The following is a 21,569-nucleotide window of genomic DNA, read 5'->3' on the forward strand; positions in this document are numbered from 1 at the left end:
GCCACCAGCTTGGAGACCCAGCCTTTGGAGACTCCGTAGGCGCGGGCGACCTCTGCCTGGGACCGTCCCTCGACGACAACGGCGGTGATAACAATTCTGGCCTTAGACACACAGCCAAGGCTCATGATCGCGATGGTTGCCTATGTCCCGAGACACGTTCGGCCGAGGTTTCCTATGTCCTGCGACATGGGTTTCCTATGTCCTGAACCAGCACACCACACCCTCCGCCAGGTGACGACCGGCTGGTTCACAGCGTGATGGCCTCCGGCCCCAGCAGCGCCTTCACATCGGCGGCGAAGCTGGGCTCCGCGTTGACGGGGAAGTCCGGCACCGCCAGCACCATGGTCTTCCCCGCCGGGCGCTTCAGGTTGATGTGCAGCGGAACCTTGCCCTCGTGCAGCTTCAGCACCTGCCGGAGCTCCTCCAGCAACTGCGGGGTGACGCGTTCCTCCCTGAGCAGGAGGGTGATCGGGGCGCCGTCGCTGTTGACGCCGGACACGTCGACCACGGTGAGGTCCGTCGCGAAGATGCTGATGGCGCCGTCCCGGTTGTTGATCTGGCCGCGGACGGCCACCACGCTGTCCTCACGCAGCGAGTCGGCGTACAGCACGTAGCTCTTGGGGAAGAACAGGCACTCGACGGCGGCGTCCATGTCCTCGACCGTGGCGATCGCCCAGAGGTTGCCGGCCTTGTTGACTCTCTTGTCCACCTTGGTGACGAGGCCGCACACGCTCACGTCGCCGCGGTCGTCGCGGCCGGATTCGAGCAGGTCGGCGATCGTGGTGTCGCGGTTCCTGGCCAGGAGCCGTTCCGTGCCGGCCAGGGGATGATCGGAGACGTACAGGCCGAGCATCTCCCGCTCGAAGTCGAGCTTGGTCTTCTTGTCCCACTCCGTGTCGGGGACCGTGACGGTGAAGGCATCGTCGGCGCCCGCGTCGGCCAGCCCGCCGAACAGCGAGTCCTGGCCGTGCGCTTCCTGCTTCTTGATGCCGCTGACCTGGTCGACGGCCTGTTCGTGAACCATGAGCAGGCCCTTGCGCGGGTGGTCGAGCGAGTCGTACGCCCCTGCCTTGATCAACGATTCGATGACCCGCTTGTTGCAGGCGGTGAGCGGGATCTTGCCCAGGAAGTCGTTGAAGTCCTGGTAGAGGCCCTTCTCCTTGCGGGCCTTCACGATCGCTTCGACGACGTTCTCGCCGACGTTGCGGACCGCGCCCATGCCGAACCGCACCTGGGTGTCGCCGACCGCGACGAAGTCGAGCTGGCTGTCGTTGACGTCAGGGGGCAGGACCTGGATGCCCATCTTGCGGCACTCCGCGAGGTATACGGCCGCCTTGTCCTTGTCGTCTCCCACGGAGGTCAGCAGCGCGGCCATGTACTCGGCCGGGTAGTTGGCCTTCAGGTACGCGGTCCAGTAGGCGACCAGGCCGTATCCGGCGGTGTGGGACTTGTTGAAGGCGTAGCCGGAGAACGGCAGCATGACGTCCCACAGGGCCTGGATGGCGTCGTCGCTGTAGCCGTTGCCGCGCATGCCCTTCTGGAAGTTGGCGAACTCCGCGTCCAGGATCTCCTTCTTCTTCTTGCCCATGGCGCGGCGCAGCAGGTCGGCGCCGCCCAGGGTGTAGCCGGCCAGCTCGCGGGCGACGGCCATGATCTGCTCCTGGTAGACGAGCAGGTGGAACGTCGGGCCGAGGATCGGCTCCAGGGCCTCCTTCAGCTCCGGGTGGATGGGCTCGATGTCCTGCCGGGCGTTCTTCCTGTGCGCGTAGTTGGTGTGCGCGTTGGCCGCCATCGGGCCCGGCCGGTACAGGGCGAGTACGGCGGCGATGTCCTCGAACCGGGTCGGCTCCATCAGTTTCAGCAGCTGGCGCATCGGCCCGCCGTCGAGCTGGAACACGCCCAGGGTGTCCCCGCGCGCCATGAGCTGGTACGTCTTCGCGTCGTCGAGCGGGATCGTCAGGGTGTCGAGCGTGATGCCCCGGTTCTGCTCGATGATCTTGATGGCGTGGTCGATGATGCCCAGGTTCCTCAGCCCCAGGAAGTCCATCTTGACCAGGCCCATGTCCTCACACGACGGGTAGTCGAACCCGGTGATGATCACGCCGTCCTTGTCCCGCCGGTGCAGGGGGATCAGATCCATCAGCGGCGCCGAGGACAGGATGACCGCGGCCGCGTGCACACCGGTGCCGCGGATCAGTCCCTCGATGCCGCGGCCGGTGTCGATCACCTTCTTCACGTCCGGGTCGCTCTCGTACAGCGCGCGGATCTCGCCGCCCTCGTTGTAGCGCGGGTGATCCTCGTTGAACATGTCCGCCAGGGGGACGCCCTTGCCCATGACGTCCGGCGGCATCGCCTTGGTGATCTTGTCGCCGACGGCGAACGGATAGCCGAGAATGCGCGACGCGTCCTTGACGGCGGCCTTGGCCTTGATCGTGCCGAACGTGTTGACCTGCGCGGTCATGGCGCTGCCGTACTTGTCGGTGACGTAGTTGACCATCCGGTCCCGGTGGCGGTCGTCGAAGTCGAGGTCGACGTCCGGCGGGTTGATCCGCTCCGGATTCAGGAACCGCTCGAACAGCAGGCCGTGCTCCAGCGGATCGAGCTCCGTGATCCGCGTGGCGTAGGCGACGATCGATCCGGTGGCGCTGCCGCGGCCGGGACCGACCGGGATGCCGTTGTCCCGCGCGTAGCGGCAGATGTCGGCCACCACGAGGAAGTAGGAGGAGAAGCCCATCGGCCCGATGACCTTCATCTCGGTCTCGTACCGCTCCATCACCTCGGCGGGGACCGGGGCGCCGTACCGCATCTCCAGGCCGCGCTCCACCTCCTGGCGAAGCCACGACTCCTGCGTCTCGCCCTCGGGCACGTCGGGGTAGTCGGGCATCCGGTCCACCTGTGCGAACACGTCGCTGTAGTCGCCGACCATCTCGGCGACCAGCAGCGTGTTGTCGCACGCCTCCGGCAGTTCGGAGAACAGCGCGTACATCTCGTCGGCCGGCTTGAGGTAGTAGCCGGAGCCGTTGAACCGGAACCGGTTGGGGTCGTCCTTGTTCTTGCCGACGCCGACGCACAGGAGGCTGTCGTGGGCGTCGGCCTGGTCCTCGGTGACGTAGTGGGAGTCGTTGGTGACCAGCAGCGGGATGTCGAGCTGCCTGGCCAGCCGCAGCAGGTCGGCCCGCACCTCCCGCTCGATGTCGATGCCGTGGTCCATCAACTCCAGGAAGTAGTTCTGCTTGCCGAAGATCTCCTGGTATTCGCCGGCGACCTTGACGGCCTCGTCGTACTGGCCGAGCCGCAGGCGCGTCTGCACCGCGCCGGACGGGCAGCCGGTGGTGGCGATGATCCCGGCCGCGTGCTGCGAGACCAGCTCCTGGTCCATGCGGGGCTTGCCGTAGTAGCCCTCGACCGAGGCCAGCGACGACAGCCGGAACAGGTTACGCAGCCCGTCCGCGTCCTTCGCCCACATGGTCATGTGGGTGAACCGGCCGCCGCCGGAGACGTCCTTGCCGCCCTCGCCGTCCGCGACACCGGTCTCCGCGCGAGAACCCCAGAAGACCGGTTTCTTGAACAACCGGGATCCTGGCGCCACGTACGCTTCGATCCCGATGATCGGCTTGACCGGGCTGTCCTTCGCCACCTTCTGGAACTCGTACGCACCGAACATGTTGCCGTGATCCGACATGGCGATGGCCGGCATATCAAGCCGCGCTGCCTCTTTGAACAGCGGTTTGATCTTGGCCGCTCCGTCCAGCATGCTGTATTCGGTATGCACGTGCAGGTGCACGAACGACTTGCTCACCCGTCCCCCGATCCCACTTCGCCCGACCTGTCGCCTGAGCTTATTGCGTCTCGCGGGACTGATGACGCCTGCCGCTAGGCCCGCGCCCGCGGCCTCACTCGGGGACGCCCGCGAAGCCGTCGCCCACGCTGGCGGCGAGCTGCAGATAGGCGTCCCTGGTGGGCTCCTGGAGCCGGTCCAGATCGATCTCCGCGCCCTCCTCCAGGTGCGGGTCGTACGGCACCCGGATCACCGCTCGGCATCGGGCGGCGAAATGGGCCTCCAGCTTCTTGATGTCGACCGCCGACTTCGAGCGCGGCCTGACGCTGCACAGCACCACGGTCGCGTTCTTGACCAGGTCGCCGTACTGGTGCGCCTCCAGCCAGTCGAGCGTCGCCGAAGCCGCCCTGGCGCCGTCGACGGACGGGGAGCTGACCAGCACGATCTGGTCGGCGAGCCCGAGCACGCCGCCCATGGCGGAGTGGAGCAGGCCGGTGCCGCAGTCGGTGATGCAGATGGAGTAGAAGTTCTCCAGCACCTGGGAGACGTCCTGGTAGTCGTCGCCGCTGAACGCCTCGGAGACCGACGGGTCACGGTCGGAGGCGAGCACCTCCAGCCGCGACGGCGCCTGCGAGGTGAACGCCCTGATGTCGACGTAACGCTTGACCTGGTCACGCTCGTTGAGCAGGTCACGCACGGTCGCCGAGGTCTCCAGGACGAGCTTGTCGGAGAGCGTGCCCCTGTCGGGGTTGGCGTCCACGGCGATCACGCGGTCGCCGCGGATCTGGGCGAGGGTGGCGCCCAGGCCGACCGTGGTCGTGGTCTTGCCCACTCCGCCCTTGAGGCTCAGCACGGCCACGCGGTGGTGCCCGGCGGTCACCGGAGTGCGCGCCCTGGTCACGAGCTCGCGGCGGCGGCGCACCTCCGGGGGTTCGCCCGGCTTGATCCAGCCGCCCGACGCCTTGTAGACCACGCGGCGCCACCCCTTGGAGGGAGCGTTACGCCGTCCGCGGAGCAGGGACTCCGGGTCGAGGCTCTCAGCCGTCGGCCTCCCGGTGACCGGGGGTCTTGGCGGGGCGCTGAAGACGGGCGCCGGGGCGGGTCGGCGGCGCGGCGGCGCCGGAGGGATGTCCCGGTCCGCGGGGCGCCACTCGGGCTGGTCGGCCCACGGAGAACCCTCCTGCCCGGCGGGACGCTCACGCGGCGGGTCGTCGTGGGGCGGGCGGTCCTGGCGCTGGGAGCGCTCCAGCCGCAGGGGGCGGTCCTGGTGGCGGTCCTCCTGGACCGGCTCGGACCACGGAGAGCGCTCATCGGGCTGCGGACGCTCCTCCCGCTGCTGCTCGGGCTCGACCCGCCGCTCGGGGCCCGCCCACTGCGGCCCGGAATCACCCCGCTGCTCGGAGCCTGCCCACTGGGGACCGGAATCACCCCGCTGCTCAGGGCCCGCCCACTGCGGCCCGGAATCGGCCCACCGCGGGCGCTCGTTCCGCGGCAGGGTCTCGTCGGAACCTGTCCACCGCGGGGTCTCGTTCCCGGGAAGGGTCTGGTCGGATCCGGAGGGCCACTGCGAGGGCTCGCTCTTGGGGGGCGTGCTCTCCCAGGTGGGCTTCTCCTCGTCGGCCGGCTTCTCCTCCGCCTGCTTCTCCGTCTGCTCCTCCGGGCGTGCGGTCTCCTCGGCCACGGCCGGCTGCCGGGCCGTCAGCGGATCCTCCACAGCCGATCCCTCGGCCGGCTGGATGGACGCGGCCGAGGGCTGGGACGAGGGCTGGGACGAGGGCTGGGACGGGGGCTGGGACGCGGATGACGCGGACGGCTCCGCGGGCGGCGGCCACTCGGGCGGCGTGGACCACGGATCGTCCGCCGGCTCCGCCGTCTTGTCCTTGTCGGCCGTCTCCGGCGGCGCGAACGACAGCGTGAAGGTCTCGGTGTCGTCGGGGCGCGGCAGCGGCTTCAGCGGGGTGTTGAAGGGGTCGTCCGCGGGCGGCGCGGCCGGCTCCTCCTTCTTGGCGGCTCCGGCCTCGCCGAGCCACTCCCCCGCCTCGCTCTCCCCTTCGGGTACGTCCTCGGCCGCGGCCGTGCCGTACACGGAGTCGACCGCCGCGCGGAACAGCGGCGGCGTCGGCGTCTCGTGCTGCTGGGGCACGAGCGACCACGGGTCCTGGGGGTACGGCGAGGCGACCGGCTCGTCGGCGGACGCAGTCGAGACGCTGACAGAGACGGGGGTCTCCTCCGTCTCCTTGATCGCGTCAAGCCAGGCCAGCTGTTCCTCGAGAGATTCTTCTCGATCGTGTCTTGCCACCGTGTTCCCCCTCGGGTGGGTCTAAAGGGGCAGCAAATACCTTGCAGATTAACGCCACCTGCTCCTACGCAGCCCGGCAACCCAGAACTTCTTTGCCCGGCTACCGTGGTTCGCATGCGAGCCATTGAGATCACCGAGCCGGGCGGCCCCGAGGTGCTGGAGTGGCACGAGGTGCCGGATCCCGAGGTGGGGCGCGGAGACGTGCTCATCGACGTGACCGCCTCCGCGGTCAATCGTGCCGATGTCCTGCAACGTCAGGGGTTCTACGATCCTCCTCCCGGAACGTCGCCCTACCCGGGGCTGGAGGCCTCGGGCGTGGTGGCCGCGGTGGGCGCCGACGTCGAGCAGTTCAAGCCGGGCGACGCGGTGTGCGCGCTGCTCGGGGGCGGCGGTTACGCCGAGCGCGTAGCCGTGCCCTGGCAACAGGTCATGCCGCTGCCCGAGGGCGTGTCGCCGCGGGAGGCGGCCGGGCTGCCGGAGGTGGCCTGCACCGTCTGGTCCAACGTGTTCATGGTCGGGCGGCTGCGCCGGGGTGAGACGCTGCTCGTGCACGGCGGCGCGAGCGGGATCGGGACGTTCGCGGTGCAGCTGGCCAAGGCGCTCGGCTCCCACGTGGTCGCGACGGTCGGCACGGCGGAGAAGGCCGAGCGGGTCAAGGAGCTCGGCGCCGACGAGGTGATCAACTACCGCGAGGAGAACTTCGCGGACAAGGTACGCGCCGACGTCATCCTCGACATCATGGGCGCGAAATACCTCGCGGGCAACGTCAAAGCGCTGCGCACCGGCGGCCGGCTGGTGATCATCGGGCTCCAGGGCGGCCGCAAGGCCGAACTCGACCTGGGCGCCCTGCTCGCCAAGCGCGCGGCCGTGCACGCGACGGGGCTGCGCTCGCGTCCCGTGGAGGAGAAGGGCGCCATCGTCCGCAGCGTCGTCGACAACGTCTGGCCGCTGGTCGGGGCCGGTGCGGTGCGTCCCGTGGTCCACGCGGAGGTGCCCATGGCGGACGCCGCCGAAGCTCACCGAATGCTGGATTCCGGGGAGCACATCGGCAAGATCCTGCTAGTACGGTGAGAGTTATGAATGCTGAGGACAACAACACCCCCCACATCGTGGTGGTGGGCCCCGACTTCCAAGGTCAGGGCGATAGCGGCGAGGACGATCGGTCGGTCACCAACCTGGTCGAGCAGCCCGCGAAGGTGATGCGCATCGGCAGCATGATCAGGCAGCTTCTCGAGGAGGTCCGCGCGGCTCCCCTCGACGAGGCCAGCCGTAAGAGGTTGAAGGAGATCCACGAGTCGTCCATCAAGGAGCTCGAGGACGGCCTGGCGCCGGAGCTGGTCGACGAGCTGGAACGCCTGTCGCTCCCGTTCACCGACGAGACCGGCACGCCGCCGAGCGAGGCCGAGCTGCGCATCGCGCACGCCCAGCTCGTCGGCTGGCTCGAAGGCTTGTTCCACGGCATCCAGACCACGCTGTTCGCGCAGCAGATGGCCGCCCGTGCCCAGCTTGAGCAGATGCGCAGGGCGCTGCCCGGCGTGCCGCACGGCGAGGAGCCGCAGCCGCGGCCGCCCGGTGGTTCCGGCCCCTACCTGTAGAGCTTCTCGATCACCTGCGCGACGCCGTCGTCGTCGTTGCTCGCGGTCACGTGATCGACCGCCGCCAGCACGGTGGGATGAGCGTTGGCGACGGCGTACGCCGTGCCTGCCCAGCTCAGCATGGGCAGGTCGTTCGGCATGTCGCCGAACGCCACGGCCTGCGCGGGTTTGATCTCGTGCTGTGCGGCCAGCGCCGCCAGGGCACTGGCCTTCGTGACGCCTTGGGCGCTCATCTCGATCAGGCCTCTGCGGCTGGAGTGGGTGGCGGTCACCAGGTGCCCCACCAGCTCGTGCACGGTGGCCTGGAGTTCGTCCGGGCCCATGCCCGGGTGCAGGGCCAGCAGCTTGGCGCACGGACGTGCCGTGAGGGAGCCGGCGCGGGCGCTCCCCTTGGCCTTGTCAAGGGCGCCGAGGAGGAAATCCGACTCATGCGCAAAACCGGCTTCATACTCGACCGAAAATGCGAGATCGGCCACGTTCGCTCTTAGCTGAGCCACGACGTCCTCGAGTACATCCACCGTGATCAGGTGAGATTCCACTATCCGTTCGGTATGGAGATCGTAGATCAGTGCCCCGTTCGCACAGATGGCGAGCCCGTGGTGACGCACCGCACCCGCGACGCCGCCCATCCAGCGCGGCGGCCGCCCTGTCACGAACACTAGCGCCGCCCCCGATTCCTCGACTTTGGTGAAGGCCGCGGCCGTGCGGGGAGACACGGTTCCGTCGGTGCGCAACGCGGTGCCGTCGAGGTCGGTGGCCACTAGACGGGGTGCGGGAAGGCTCTGCATAACAGGTTCCAGTTTGCCTGGTGATGCCGCCTGACAGAAATCTTCCTAGGGACGGGAACACCAACGCGCCAGAATGGTGTTAGATGTGATGGCGTTGTATTAGCTGATCCCGTAGTGAAAACCAGCATGACTTTGTCTGAGCCACCCCGGGTGCTTGCTGTACGACACACCGGGATCCACGAGGTGTGGGTCCCATAGATTCACATCCTGAGGGAGAGCTTTTATGGCTCAGGGAACCGTCAAGTGGTTCAACGCCGAGAAGGGCTTCGGCTTCATCGCCCCGGACGGCGGTGCGCCGGACGTGTTCGTGCACTTCTCCGAGATCGTCGGCAACGGCTACCGCAGCCTTGAAGACGGCCAGCGGGTCGAGTTCGAGATCACGCAGGGCCAGAAGGGGCCGCAGGCCTCGCAGGTCCGAGCCATCTGACCTGTAGCAGCGAGAGAGAGACCGGGGTCCGCATTCCAGCGGGCTCCGGTCTTCGCATGTGTCGGCCAGGTCACGGCTGTGACTCGACTCACACAGCCGTTGAACCGCCGGACCCTCCCATACATCGACCTCTATATGAGGTATGCGTGGTCATGTCACCCCGTGACCGTCGCCGGGGTCTTCGTACTACTGGTCAACGACCACCTGCTCAAGCAGGCCTGGCCCGGGTTCGTCACGGGCAAGCTCAGCGACGTGGCAGGTCTCGTGGTGGCGCCCGCCCTGCTCGCCCTGCTCTTCCGGCGGCGGGCCGATCTGGCGGCCACCGCGCTCGCGGGGGCGCTGTTCACGCTCGTGAAATCGACGGAGACGGGCGCTGAGGTCGCCTCCCAGGTCTGGAGCCTCGTGGCGGGCCCGTCGCGCGTCCTGGCCGATCCCACGGACCTGCTGGCCCTCCCCGCGCTCGCGCTGGCCTGGTGGGTACGCGGGCGCAGCCTCCGTACCCGCTCCTCCAGATGGCGGATCGTCGCGGCGATGCCGCTGACCGTGCTGGCGGTGGCCGCCACGTCGGCCGACCACATGCCCGCCGCGGAGTCCGTCGAGGTGGACGGCGACCGGATCGTCGTCCACGTTTCGAGCGGCCAGGACTGGATCTCCCGCGACGGCGGAGCCACGTGGTCGGAGATCGACCGGGTGATGGCGGACGAGCCCAGAAGGCCGCAGAGCGCCGCGTGCGTGCCCAGGCAGGCGACCCGGTGCTACCGGGTGGTGCCGGACCGGATGGCCGTGCAGCAGTCCGACGACGGCGGCAAGACGTGGCGGCCGTCGTGGCCCACGTCCGGCGACGACCGCGAGCGGCTGCGCAGGACCTACTCCGGCGGGCACGGGCATCACCCGATGGGCCTGGCCGTGGTGCCCCGGCCCGGCGGGCACGACGTGGTCGTCGCGAACGGCCGGGACGGCATCCTGGTCCGCGACGTCCAGGGGACGTGGCGGCGGGTGGGCTGGCCCGGCTCGGCCACGGAGCAGGCCCCGGCCGTGGACGTGAGCCTGGAGCGGAGCGTGGCGCTCTTCCTGGCCGCCTGCATGCTCTTCGGCGGCGTCGGAGCGGGGATGCGCCAGTTCCACCGCGTCTACACCGGCTTCGCCATATTCGCCTGCCTGGGCTTCTTCGCCATGGTCGCCGAGGCCGCCCTTCTGGGTCATGACGCGCTCGGCCTGGTGGCGCTCGGCGTCGTCGCGGCCGTGCTCGGCACCCTGGTCTGCCTCGTGCTGGCGTTCGCGGGCCGGGCGCGTCCCGTGACGGCCGCGGTCGGAGTCGTGGGCGGGCCGCTCCTCTACGCGGCCGTCTATCTGCCCTTCGACGGCTGGGCCGGCGGCACGCCCGAGGCGTACGAGGCCGCCGTCGCGATCGCCGCGGCGCTCACCGTTCTCGTGCTGGTGGCGGGCGCCGCCCTCATCAGGAACGACGCGAGCCGTTCCGGCCCGTGACCTGGGACCCCTCTGCCCCTCTGCTACTCTGTGGCATAGATTGATTACTTTGCGTCACAATGGGGGCTCTGGTGAAAGTCGCCTGCGTCGGCGGTGGACCCGCCAACCTGTACTTCTCGATCCTGATGAAACGTGTGGATCCGTCCCACGACATCACCATCTACGAACGGAACCCGGCCGGCTCGACATACGGCTGGGGCGTGACCTACTGGGACGAACTGTTCAACGATCTCCACCGGGCCGACGCCGACTCCGCGCGGGCCATCAGCGAGAGCTCGGTCCGCTGGGACTCCTGGGTCGCGGACATCCGCGAACGCGCCACGGTGACGGTCGAGCAAGGGGAGGCCGGCTACGGCATCAGCCGGCGCAGGTTGCTGGGCATCCTCGCGGAACGCGCCGAATCGCTCGGCGTACGCATCGAGTGGGAGCGGGAGATCACCGACGAGGACGAGTTCGGCGACGCCGACCTCGTCGTGGCGGGCGACGGCGTCAACAGCGGGCTGCGCGACCGCCACGCCGAGCACTTCGGCCCCGAGTTCCATACCGGCCAGAACATCTACATCTGGCTCGGCACCACCAAGGTCTTCGACGCGTTCGTCTTCGCCTTCGTGGAGACCGAGCACGGCTGGATCTGGTGTTACGGCTACAAGTACAGCAAGGAGCACAGCACCTGCGTCATCGAGTGCACCCCGGAAACCTGGCGGGGGCTCGGGCTCGACCAGGGGAAGGAAGCCGACAGCCTGGCCATCCTGGAGAAGCTCTTCGCCGACATCCTCGACGGGCACCCGCTGATCGGGCGGGCACAGGCCGACGGCACCGCGCACTGGCTGCACTTCCGCACGCTGACCAACCGCACGTGGCACCACGGCAACGTCGTGCTGGTGGGGGACGCCGCGCACACCACGCACTATTCCATCGGCGCGGGCACCGCCCTGGCCCTGGCGGACGCCTCCGTCCTGGCCAAGGAGCTCTACCAGCAGAAAAATCTCGAAACGGCCCTCGCCGCCTACGAACGCGAGTCGAAGGCGAAGCTCCGCTCGCCGCAGAGGGCCGCCCGCAACAGCGCCCGGTGGTTCGAGAACCTCCCGCGCTACATCGACCGCTCGCCCATGCAGGTGATCACGCTGCTGGGCCAGCGGCACTCGGTCATGCAGCCGTTCGTGCCGCCGGCGCTCTACTACCAGTTCGACCGGATCGCCGGGCGGGTCGGAGGGCTCTTCGGGTTCGGGCGCTGACGGCGGTCGCTATTTGGCCGGCTCCAGCACGTCGAGGCCGACGTAGGGGCGCAGCGCCTGCGGGACCACCACGGAGCCGTCGGCCTGCTGGTGGTTCTCCAGGATCGCGACGATCCAGCGGGTCGTGGCCAGCGTGCCGTTGAGCGTGGCCAGGTGCTGGGGCTTGCCGTCCTTGTCGCGATAGCGGACGGCGAGCCTGCGCGCCTGGAACTCGGTGCAGTTGGAGGTCGAGGTCAGCTCGCGGTAGCGGCCCTGGGTCGGGATCCACGCCTCGCAGTCGAACTTCCGGGCCGCCGACATGCCGAGGTCGCCCGCCGCCGTGTCGATGATGCGGTAGGGGACCTCGATCCTGGCCAGCATCTCCTTCTCCCAGGCCAGCAGCCGCCGGTGCTCCTCCTGGGCGTCCTCGGGACGCACGTAGGAGAACATCTCGACCTTGTCGAACTGGTGGACCCGGATGATGCCCCTGGTGTCCTTGCCGTACGAGCCCGCCTCGCGGCGGAAGCACGACGACCACCCCGCGTAGCGCAGCGGCAGGTCGTCGGCCGCGAGGATCTCCTGCGCGTGATAGCCGGCCAGCGACACCTCTGAGGTGCCGACCAGATAGAGGTCGTCCTCAGGAAGGCGGTAGATCTCCTTGTCGTGGGCCACGTGGAAGCCGGTGCCCTGCATGGTCTCCGGCTTGACCAGCACCGGAGTGATCATCGGCGTGAACCCCGCCTCGATCGCCTGCTGCATGGCCATGTTGAGCAGGCCGAGCTGCAGCCGGGCGCCGACGCCCTTGAGGAAGAAGAACCGCGAGCCGGACACCTTGGCGCCTCGCTCCATGTCGATGGCCCCGAGCGCCTCCCCCAGCTCCAGGTGGTCTTTGGGGGTGAAGTCGAACGCGCGCGGCTCGCCATGGGTCTCCAGCACGACGTAGTCGTCCTCGCCGCCCTCGGGCGCGCCCTCATCGACGATGTTGGGCACCGTCTGGAGCACCTCGTCGAGCTCGGCCCCCAGCTTCTCCGCCTCGGCTTCCGCGGCCTTGACCTGGCTAGCGAGGTCTTTGGCCCGCTGGAGCAGAGCGGCCTTCTCCTCGCCCTGCGCCTTGGAGACCGACTTGCCCATGCTCTTCTGCTCGGCCCGCATGGACTCGAACGCGGTCAGCGCGGAACGCCGGCGTCCGTCAAGGTCGAGCAGCGTGTCGACGACAGAGTCGTCCTCACCGCGGGCACGCTGCGACGCCCGTAGCCGGTCGGGATCCTCACGAAGGGTACGCAGGTCAATCACAAGGAAAAGGCTACCGGCGCCGGACCGCGGCCCGCCCCTCTATTACGCCGAGTCGCCGCCGCCCGCCGCCGCCACCCCGCGTCACGAGCCGCCGCACGTGCCAGCGTACTCAGACCTGGCCGGAGCGGACCCGCGCCAGCCACTCGGCCGCCTCGCCGAACGCGCCGTCGGACGTGCCGCGCCTGATCAGCGGCGTCACCCCGTCGGCCCGCGGATAGCTCCCCAGGAACCGCACCTCGCCGCAGACGCGGTGCAGCCCCGCGATCGCCTCGCCGACACGGGCGTCGGCGATGTGCCCCTCGAAGTCGAAGTGGAAGAAGTAGCGGCCGATGCCGTCGCCCGTCGGCCGCGACTCGATGCGCGTCAGGTTGACCCCGCGTACGGAGAACTCCGTCAGCATCTCCAGCAGCGCGCCCGGGTGGTCGTCGGCGAGGAAGACCACCAGCGTGGTGCGGTCGGAACCGGTCGGCGCGGGCAGCGGCTGAGGGCGGCCGACCCGGACGAACCTGGTCACCGTGTCGGACCTGTCGCCGATGTCGGAGGCCAGCTCGACCAGCCCGTAGTGCTCGCCCGCGATGCGGGCGGCGATGGCCGCGTCGTAGGGGGAGCCGGGCAGCGACACTTCCTGGGCCGCGGCCGCCGTCGACGGGGCGGCCACCACGACGGCGTCGGGCAGCTCGCGGGAGATGAAGGCGCGGCACTGGGTGATGGCAGCGGGATGCGTGTAGACCCGCTTGACGTGGGCCATCTCGGTGTCGGGCCGGGCCAGCAGCGAGAACTGCACGGGCAGCAGCAGCTCGGCCGTGATCAGCAGCGGCTCGCCCCAGGCGAACTCGTCGAGCGTCGTGGTGATGGCGCCCTCGATGGAGTTTTCCAGCGGCACGACGGCGCCGTCGGCATCGCCCGCGCGGGCGGCGTTGAGCGCGGCGCTCACGTTGGCGCAGGGCAGGCGCTCGGCGGTGGGGTCGAGGAGCCGCAGGGCCTCTTCGGTGAAGGTGCCTTCGGGTCCGAGATAGGCGAGACGGGGCATGAGTCCAGAATATCCGCAGGTGGACAGCGCATGGTGACCATTCGGCCGAGCGCGTGGTGGACGACCGGCTACAGCTGCCACGAAGCCCGCGCCGTGATCAGCGGACCCAGCCCCAGGCGGGCCGCGCGCACGGCCTCCTCCTCTTCGGGCGACAGCTCCTGCTCGCCCTTTCCTCCCACCACGGACCGCACGTACGTACGCGTCTCGCTGCGCCCGTTGATCGAGGTCAGCACGATGCCGTCACCCAGCCCGTTGATCATCGCCACCGAGAACGACAGCCGCCCGGTCATCTCCGCGAGGGCGTCGTACCGGCAGACGGCCACGTCTCTGACGGCCTTGAGATCGCGCCCGCCCTCGTGCGTCTGCCGGGCGAGCAGCCGCCGGCAGTCCTCCACCGTGGCCTGCGCCCGGCGGAGGGCCAGACAGCCGATGAGCACGCCGCTGACCCCGGCCAGAACGCCCACGAAGACCCATGCGGTAACGAGCACGACACATAGCGTAATGGCCGGGTCAAGCAAGCATCCGGCGTTTCGGCACCCAGGACGCCAGCAGCCACACCAGGGCCAGCGCACCCAACCCGAACCCGTTCTGGACGATCTTCCCGAGCACCAGGCTGACGCCCGGGATGTCGGCCGCCTTCAGCGATACGCCCCACCACGGGACGGGCACCACGTAATAGAGCCACACCCCGGCCGCCACCCGCAGCCTGACCGGATCGCGGCCGTCGCCGACGATCGCGCCGAGCACCACGACGACGTAGGCCAGGTGGTGGATCCAGGCGACCGGCGAGAGCAGTACGGCCATCAGCCCGACGAGCGCGACCGCGGTGATGGAGTCGCCCGCCTGGTAGGCGTCCCGCGCGCCGCGGAACCCGTACCAGCCGACCGCCGCCACGATCACCAGCCAGATCGCGGACGTCAGCAGGTCGGGCAGGTAGAGGCGGATCAGCATGCCGCGGATCGACTGGTTGGTGGTGGCCGCGTTGGCGCCGAGGCGTTCGGGATCGAGCAGCGCCGAGAACCAGAAGCCGGCCGCGTCCTGCGGGATCACCGCGAACGGCAGCAGCGTGAGCACCGCCGCCGCGAACGCCGCCATGAAGAACGTCCGCCACTGACGGGTGACCAGCAGGTAGATCAGGAAGACTCCGGGCGTCAGCTTCACCGCCGTGGCCAGCCCGATCAGGAACCCCCGCGGCCACCACGGCCTCCTGGCCACGCAGTCCGCCAGGCACAACGCGACCAGCAGGATGTCGACCTGGCCGAACCGCACCTGGTCCCGGATGGGCATCATGTACGCGCAGGCCACCATGAACAGGGCGAAGGCCCACGGCGCGTAGTTCCGCCACGTGCCGAGGGCGCCCCTGAACGCGAAGCCCACGGTCACGGCGAGCGCCACGAAGATCCCGGCCGTCCACACCCACTGCGCGACGCCCCAGGACATCCCGGCCAGCCCGACGGCCAGCATCGCCGCGACGGGCGGGTAGGTGAACGGCAGCAGTTGCGGCGCGGGGGTGAAGTAGTCGTACACCGGCCGCCCGTCGAGGAGCATCTGCCCGCCGGTGCGATAGACGTCCAGGTCGACCAGGCGTTGATCGTCCGCATTGGTGAGCCATGTGTGCACCAGCGGGGTCACGGCCGCCGCGACGACGAGCACGACGACCGCCCACGCCCACCACTGCCGCCGCCCCACGCCCCCGGTCATCGGACCTGCTCCGTCGCTTCCCCCGCGTCGCGCGGCGGGCGGATCGCCGGCTGGGCGCTCACGGGTGGTCTTTTCCGGTGATCGCGCAGGCGTGGCCGCCGGCCCGCCGGAGGCTGCCGGGCCGGGAGTCGCTTCGGGATCGGGGCTTGACGTGGCCAAGGGTCAACGGAGTGTTGCTCGCCGCACGGTTCCCGCCCCTCGGGGGTGGCACGTACTCACGGACCTCATGACCGAGCAGCGTACCGTGCCGGGCACGCCGTCCCGGCCGCCGCCTTGCCCGCGCCCGGGGCCTCGGCCCGCGCCGTGCCGACGACCCGGCCCGCCCGCGCTCAGCATCTACGATCGGACGCACATCCTTCCCCGAAACGCTGGAGCTCCCGCACATGCCCAACGACGCCAGGCCGGACCCGTACGACGGCGGGCACGAGTCGCGCGGCCGACGGCGAGTGCGATCAGGCCGTTCCCTCCGCCGCGTGTTGACGTTGCTGCTGGGCATCGCCCTGGCCGCGGCCGTCGCGCCCGCGGCGGCGGGCGCGGATCCGACGCAGGAGCGGGCGGTCGGGGGGCGCGTGGCCCTGGTCGGCGTGCCCGGCCTGGAGTGGAGCGACCTCGACCGGTCACGCACGCCCCACCTGTGGGACCTCGTCGGCAGGGGTTCCTCCGCCTCGCTCTCCACCCGTACGGTGCCGCCCCCCGACCGGGGCATCACCTGCCCCACGGCGGGCTGGCTGACCGTCTCGGCAGGCCAGCGAGCGGGTACGCCGGGCAGGGGCTGCACCCCGGCCCCCGCGCCCCGGCAGTCGGGGCAGGGCGCCACGATCCCCGGATGGGAGGCGCTGAGCGCCCACCAGGGCGAGACCGGCTTCGACGCCCGGCTGGGCACCCTGGGCCGGGCCGTGGGGGACGGCGGAGGGAAGGTGGCCGCGATCGGCCCCGGAGCGGCGCTCGCAGCGGCCGACGCCTCGGGAGACGTCGCCGCCTACGCCCCCGACCTGGGCTCGGCCGCCGACCTGACCCCCTACGACCTCGTCGTCTTCGAAGCCGCTGACCTGGCGACCGCCTGGGCCGCCCGCCCCCTGGACGAGTACGGAGTCCCCGCACCGATGCCCGCCGAGGCCAGGAAGGCGGCGGTGGCCCGGGCCGACCGGCAGATCGGCGCCCTTCTCGGCAAGCTGCCCGCCGGCACCTCCGTCCTGCTGGCCGGCGTCTCCGACGTGACGCCCAACGCCCACCTCCACGTGGCCATCGCCGCCGGCCCGTCGGCTCCCGGCGGCCCGCCGTTCCCGCACGGCCGCCTCACGGCCACCTCCACCCGCCAGGACTCCCTGGTCACGATCACCGACCTCACCGCCACCACAGTCCAGCTCCTCGGCCTGCCGGCGCCCCGCGAGGTCGTCGGCCGCCCGTGGCGCTCCGGCGACGCCGCCCCGCCCGACCCGGCCGGCACGGTGGCGGACCTGGCCGACGCCGACCTGGCCAGCCAGGTGCTACGCGACGTACGCGGCCCCTTCTTCACCGTCCTGGTGACGGTGCAGCTCCTCTTCTACGCCCTCGCCGCCCTGGCTCTGCGCCGCCGCTTCAAGAACGGCACCCCGCCGCCCCCCTCCTCGCCGGAAACACCGGCCACCTCCGCGGTCGTACCGCCGGCGGACGGCTCGGCCGCGGGCCTGGCGAGCGCGTCCAGGCTGCTCGCCGCCGTCCAGGTCGTCGCGGTGGTCAGCGGCGCCATTCCGGTGTCGACCTTCCTGGCCCAGCTGGTGCCCTGGTGGACGCTGCCGGTCCCGATGGCGTCGGTGATCGTGACGATCGTCGCCATCGCCGCCCTGATCACCGCCGCGGCCTTCGCGGGGCCGTGGCGCTCCCACGTGCTCGGCCCTCTCACCGTGGTCGCCGCCGTCACCTCGCTCGCGCTCCTCCTCGACGTCATGACCGGCTCCAAGCTCCAGGTGAACGCCGTGACCGGCTACGAGCCCGTCACCGGAGGACGGTTCTACGGTTTCAGCAACATCGCCTTCGCCGTCTACGCCACCGGCACCCTGCTCGGCCTGGCCGGAGTGGCCCAGTGGCTGCTCGGCAAGAGGACGTCCAGGGTCGTGGTCGTCGCGGCGTGCGCGGCCTATGGAGGGCTGGCCGTCTTCGCGGACGGATGGCCGTCGTGGGGAGCCGACTTCGGCGGCGTGCCGGCCTTCGTGATCGGGCTGGCCGTCTTCCTCATCCTCCTGTCGGGCCGGCGCGTGTCACTGCTGAAACTGGCGCTCGTCGGCCTGGCGGGGGCGCTGCTCGTGGGGACGCTGTCGGTGTTCGACTGGCTGCGGCCGGAGCCTGAACGCACCCACCTGGGCACCTTCGTGCAGCAGATCATCGACGGCCAGGCGTGGACGGTGGTCGGGCGCAAGCTCACCGCCATGGTCGGCGTGACCGTCGGCAACTGGTCGCTGACCCTCCTTTCCGTGGTCGCGCTGGCCTTCCTCTTCCTGGTGCTCGCCCGCCCGTCACGCTGGGGCGCCTCCGCGCTGGGCCAGGTCTACGCGCTGGCCCCGGTGCTCAGGGCGGGCCTTTTCGGTACGCTCGCGTGCGCGTTCGTCGCCTTCCTCATGAACGACTCGGGCATCGCCATCCCCTCTATGGCGTTGACGGTAGCCGTGCCGCTGACGCTGGCCGCGTGCGTGCGCGCCCTGCAGCTCGCCACGCCCACACCAGCAGTGCCACGGTCAGGGCCAGCAGGGCCCACGCGAGCCGGGGCCTGAGCTCCGTACTGAGCCACACGAGGTCCTGTGGCTGGCCCTCCACCCTGGCGGGCAGGTAGGCCAGCGACAGGACCAGCAGGTGCGCGACCACGAACATGTCGAGCGCCGACGCCGTCACGAGCGCCAGCAGGCCGAGCGCCAGCCCGTCGTACCACGGCAGGATGTAGGGGGTCGCGAACACGTACGCCACCACCAGCACCGCCGCCACGACGGGAGCCTCCGGGCCTCCTCCGTTCGTGGCCACAGAACCGGCACGCGACGCCGTAACGGATGCGAGGCGGAACAGGGACCAGGCGACGAGTGCGAGCACGAGGAGGGAGCCCACCTGGATCTCTCCTCGGTAGGCGCTGCCGGTGCCCACGACGGACTGCAGCCAGCCCTGGACGAGCTTCCAGAACGAGGCGTGCGAGACGGCCTTGCTGGTGCGGGTGATCGGCTCGATCGCCGCCGTGCCGACGATCGCGTAACCGGCGACCACGACGGCGAGGGCGCACCCGGCCATGAGCGCCAGCCGGGCAGGGCGCCGTCGCAACTCCCAGGCCGGGCCCAGGGCGACGAGGCCGGCGTTGATCTTGATGGCCACGCCGAGGCCGAGCAGGACACCCGAACCCGCCGGGCGGGCCCTGGACAGCAGTGCCGCGACCATGCAGGCGACGGCGAGGGTGTCGGCGTGCAGGCCCGCCACCAACTGGTAGAGCAGGAGCGGGTTGGCGGTCCACAACAACGCGGCGCGCAGGCGTCTCGCCGGGTCGCCACGGGCGAATCGGTCGATGAGCAGGCCCGTCACGATGAAGGCGGCGGCGTTGAACAGGGCCAGCACGAATATGGTCAGCCGGAGCGAGTCGCCGCCCGCCCAGCTCGCCACCGCCTGCAGAGCCGTCGCCACCGGACCGTAGACGCTCGGCTCCTCCCGCCACGGCTCCTCGACCGCATCGGCGACGGGGTCGCCGGGAAGATCCACCGCGCCGTGGGTGTAGGGGTCGACGCCCAGCGTCACCATGCGGCCGTAGACGGCGTAGTTGAGGTGGTCGCCGGAACCCGAGGGAGGCAGGAACGCGAGCACGCCGGCGGCCAGGCAACCGATCATGACCGCCGTGCGCGCGAGCTCAGAGGGGACCCGGGGACCGCGGATGAGGGACAGGGCGAGCAGGAGGCCGAGGCCGCCGAGGACGAGGGCGGCGGCGGCCATGGCGATCGTGAGATGGGGGTCGGGCCGGACCTCGAAGGAGTAGGGCGGTTGCCAGGCAGCGCCGGTCAACACGGGGACCATCGGCGAAGGACCGAGCAGGCCGATGCTGAGCGTCAGCAGGATCGAGGCGCCGATCGCCGCCGTGGCCGCCCACGCGAGCCGGCCTCGTGCCTTGTCGCGCCACGATTGCGAAGTCACCGGAAGATTCCAGCACATTCGCCAGGTGGTTCCGGACGGACGAGGTCAGACCTCCTCACGCCGGACGTTCTCCCGATCACCGAGCGAACGTTTCCCGTACGGCAGATGGTCAGCGCTTGAATCGAACTTTGTCCAGATTTTGCGTGACAAGTGGCTCCCGCGTGGCCAGGGCGCGTGCCACATCGCGCAACTGCACGGCCCGGTGAAGTTGCGCCCGCCAGTCGGTGCCGGTGGCGCGGTGTGCCATGTCGACCTCGACTTCGGTGACCCGGAAGCCCTTGCGCAACAGGTCGATCGTCAGCGCCGTCTCCACGCCGAACCCGTGCGCCAGCGGCCTGGCCGCCTCGAAAGCGGCTCTCGTGAGGCAGCGCTGGCCGTTGAGCGGCTGGGCGGGCTCGAAGCCGGTCGCCCGGCGGATGCCCTCTTTCGACAGGCGGACGACTAAGCCGTGGCCGCCGAGCCGCACCCGGGTGGTGAACACGGCGATGGTCATGTCGGCCTCGCCCGCGCGTACGGGCTCGATGAGCGGAGCGGCGGCCTGGGCCGTGTCGCCCAGATCGGCGTCGAGGAAGAGGAGATGCCGGGGAGCGGCGTCCTCGTCGAGGAGGCGTACGGACTCCGCACCCGTCTCCATCGCGGCGGCCTTGCCCTTGTTGCGGCTGTGGCGCACCACCCGGGCGCCGGCCGCGCGGGCGACCCGGCCGGTCTGGTCGGACGAGCCGTCGTCGACGACCACGACGAGGTCGACGCCGGGCAGCGCCGCCGCCGCCCTGACGGTGGCCGCGATGCGGTCCGCCTCGTTGGCGGCCGGGATGACGGCCGCCGTGTCACCGCCCATCGAGCGTCACCTCCGCACGCGCGGCTTCCGTCATGATCCCTCGGCTATGAGAAACTCCTGCGGCACCTCGTCGTACACGGTGAACACCGAGTCGAGCCCCGTGACCTGCAGGATCTTGCGTACGGCGGGACGCGGCGCGGCCACGTCGAGCGCCCCTCCCTGCTCTTTCATGCGCTTGAGTGCCGAGAGCAGCACGTTCATCCCCGTGGAGTCGCAGAAATCCACGGCGGACATGTCGATGACCACCCGGCTAGGCCCTTCCTGCAGGAGCCGAGTGAACTCGGACTGCAGGTGGGGCGCCGTGTACAGGTCGATTTCTCCGGTGATGGCGACGAGCGCGCACCCGGCCTGTGATCGAGTCGAGACCTTGAGCTCCACATGGGCAGGCTAGCGGCGCGGAGGCTTCCGGTCACGTTGTCACGCCGATAGGGCGACCACAGGTTTTTGTCCTCCGTTTGGGCTCCATGGAAACGGAGAGTACGCGAAGCTTGACAGCGTGACATCGGAACTGGCAACCGCGTCATGGCGAAGGAGGGGCTGGGGCACGTCCGGCGGGCCCCCGGATCGATGAACGCAGACAATCCTGAAGATCCTCAGCGTCAGGGGCTCCGCGAACGGCTGGAGACCATCCTCATCCGCACAGAGAAGGCCACCTCATGGGATGACGAAGCAGGACGCCTCCGCGGCCTGGTGAACCACGAAGGCTATGTCCCCATCCGCACCCGGCTCGCGATCGAGGACCTCGACTTCCTCGCCGGCGCGCGCGCCGACCTGCTCAGGTTCTCCGAGCTCGGGCTCAGGCTGCTCGACCTCCACCAGCCGAGGGACGCGGGGGGCATCACGAGTGACACGGCCCACCCGATCCTGCGGTGCAGGAGCTGCATGTGGCGCTGGCCTTGCCCGACCTTCCGGGCGATGTCGGAGTCATTCGGACTGCCCCGCTCCGACGTCGACCTTCCGGAGAGCGCCTGAACACCCGAGGGA

At 70.2% G+C, this 21,569-nt stretch carries 17 protein-coding genes and 1 pseudogene; 7 read left to right on the forward strand and 11 right to left on the reverse strand.

What is annotated here, in order from left to right; all coding sequences use genetic code 11:
• The 3 genes from ACZ6SA_RS40440 to ACZ6SA_RS40450 all read right to left on the reverse strand — a co-directional run.
• A partial coding sequence (locus ACZ6SA_RS40440; protein WP_465834387.1) for a TrfB-related DNA-binding protein occupies window positions 1–125 on the reverse strand: 125 nt, incomplete at its 3' end.
• Window positions 126–247: 122 nt separating this feature from the next.
• A complete protein-coding gene (dnaE, locus tag ACZ6SA_RS40445; protein ID WP_347645959.1) occupies window positions 248–3,799 on the reverse strand; it encodes a DNA polymerase III subunit alpha in 3,552 nt (1,183 codons plus the stop codon).
• 94 nt (window positions 3,800–3,893) lie between these two features.
• The gene (locus ACZ6SA_RS40450) at window positions 3,894–6,077 is read right to left on the reverse strand and encodes a MinD/ParA family ATP-binding protein (protein WP_465834249.1); all 2,184 of its coding nucleotides are present in this window, start codon (window positions 6,075–6,077) and stop codon (window positions 3,894–3,896) included.
• Window positions 6,078–6,191: 114 nt separating this feature from the next.
• Between ACZ6SA_RS40450 and ACZ6SA_RS40455 the strand changes: the two genes are divergently transcribed.
• Complete coding sequence (locus tag ACZ6SA_RS40455) at window positions 6,192–7,148, forward strand: NAD(P)H-quinone oxidoreductase (RefSeq protein WP_347645957.1); 957 nt, start codon at window positions 6,192–6,194, stop codon at window positions 7,146–7,148.
• Window positions 7,149–7,153: 5 nt separating this feature from the next.
• On the forward strand, window positions 7,154–7,672 hold the full coding sequence (locus ACZ6SA_RS40460) for a bacterial proteasome activator family protein (RefSeq protein ID WP_132505806.1): 519 nt from the start codon (window positions 7,154–7,156) through the stop codon (window positions 7,670–7,672).
• Here ACZ6SA_RS40460 and ACZ6SA_RS40465 read toward each other — a convergent pair.
• Window positions 7,663–8,433: an HAD family hydrolase gene (locus tag ACZ6SA_RS40465; protein WP_465834252.1), complete on the reverse strand. Its 771-nt coding sequence runs from the start codon at window positions 8,431–8,433 to the stop codon at window positions 7,663–7,665. The two genes, ACZ6SA_RS40460 and ACZ6SA_RS40465, sit on opposite strands and share 10 nt — an antisense overlap.
• A gap of 250 nt (window positions 8,434–8,683) precedes the next feature.
• Between ACZ6SA_RS40465 and ACZ6SA_RS40470 the strand changes: the two genes are divergently transcribed.
• From ACZ6SA_RS40470 to ACZ6SA_RS40480, 3 genes are all read left to right on the forward strand, one after another.
• Window positions 8,684–8,887, forward strand: coding sequence for a cold-shock protein (locus ACZ6SA_RS40470; protein WP_043619750.1), 204 nt, complete (start codon window positions 8,684–8,686; stop codon window positions 8,885–8,887).
• A 162-nt stretch (window positions 8,888–9,049) separates the two neighbouring features.
• Window positions 9,050–10,375, forward strand: coding sequence for a hypothetical protein (locus ACZ6SA_RS40475; protein WP_465834255.1), 1,326 nt, complete (start codon window positions 9,050–9,052; stop codon window positions 10,373–10,375).
• Between the two features lie 71 nt (window positions 10,376–10,446).
• A complete protein-coding gene (locus tag ACZ6SA_RS40480; protein ID WP_443154401.1) occupies window positions 10,447–11,610 on the forward strand; it encodes an FAD-dependent monooxygenase in 1,164 nt (387 codons plus the stop codon).
• A 9-nt stretch (window positions 11,611–11,619) separates the two neighbouring features.
• Here ACZ6SA_RS40480 and serS read toward each other — a convergent pair whose 3' ends face one another.
• The 4 genes from serS to ACZ6SA_RS40500 form a co-directional block, all read right to left on the reverse strand.
• Window positions 11,620–12,882 carry a serine--tRNA ligase gene (serS, locus tag ACZ6SA_RS40485; protein WP_347645953.1) on the reverse strand — a complete coding sequence of 421 codons (1,263 nt, stop codon included), beginning with the start codon at window positions 12,880–12,882 and terminating at the stop codon, window positions 11,620–11,622.
• 109 nt (window positions 12,883–12,991) lie between these two features.
• Window positions 12,992–13,912: a prephenate dehydratase gene (pheA, locus tag ACZ6SA_RS40490; RefSeq protein WP_347645952.1), complete on the reverse strand. Its 921-nt coding sequence runs from the start codon at window positions 13,910–13,912 to the stop codon at window positions 12,992–12,994.
• A gap of 68 nt (window positions 13,913–13,980) precedes the next feature.
• A complete protein-coding gene (locus ACZ6SA_RS40495) occupies window positions 13,981–14,400 on the reverse strand; it encodes a DUF4446 family protein (RefSeq protein ID WP_465834258.1) in 420 nt (139 codons plus the stop codon).
• A 22-nt stretch (window positions 14,401–14,422) separates the two neighbouring features.
• Window positions 14,423–15,613, reverse strand: a complete 1,191-nt coding sequence (locus ACZ6SA_RS40500; protein WP_465834260.1) for a glycosyltransferase 87 family protein — start codon at window positions 15,611–15,613, stop codon at window positions 14,423–14,425.
• 473 nt (window positions 15,614–16,086) lie between these two features.
• On the opposite strand from ACZ6SA_RS40500, the gene ACZ6SA_RS40505 reads away from it, so the two are divergent.
• A complete protein-coding gene (locus ACZ6SA_RS40505; RefSeq protein WP_465834262.1) occupies window positions 16,087–18,360 on the forward strand; it encodes a hypothetical protein in 2,274 nt (757 codons plus the stop codon).
• 559 nt (window positions 18,361–18,919) lie between these two features.
• Here ACZ6SA_RS40505 and mptB read toward each other — a convergent pair.
• The 3 genes and pseudogenes from mptB to ACZ6SA_RS40520 all read right to left on the reverse strand — a co-directional run.
• Window positions 18,920–19,765: pseudogene (mptB, locus tag ACZ6SA_RS40510) on the reverse strand (polyprenol phosphomannose-dependent alpha 1,6 mannosyltransferase MptB); the annotation flags it as partial.
• Window positions 19,766–19,856: 91 nt separating this feature from the next.
• On the reverse strand, window positions 19,857–20,585 hold the full coding sequence (locus ACZ6SA_RS40515; RefSeq protein WP_347645948.1) for a glycosyltransferase family 2 protein: 729 nt from the start codon (window positions 20,583–20,585) through the stop codon (window positions 19,857–19,859).
• A gap of 30 nt (window positions 20,586–20,615) precedes the next feature.
• Window positions 20,616–20,963, reverse strand: a complete 348-nt coding sequence (locus tag ACZ6SA_RS40520; RefSeq protein WP_132328427.1) for an STAS domain-containing protein — start codon at window positions 20,961–20,963, stop codon at window positions 20,616–20,618.
• A gap of 312 nt (window positions 20,964–21,275) precedes the next feature.
• On the opposite strand from ACZ6SA_RS40520, the gene ACZ6SA_RS40525 reads away from it, so the two are divergent.
• Window positions 21,276–21,557, forward strand: coding sequence for a hypothetical protein (locus ACZ6SA_RS40525; protein WP_347617572.1), 282 nt, complete (start codon window positions 21,276–21,278; stop codon window positions 21,555–21,557).
• The last annotated feature ends 12 nt before the right edge of the window (window positions 21,558–21,569 follow it).

This window comes from Nonomuraea sp. NPDC049378 (genome assembly GCF_055586745.1).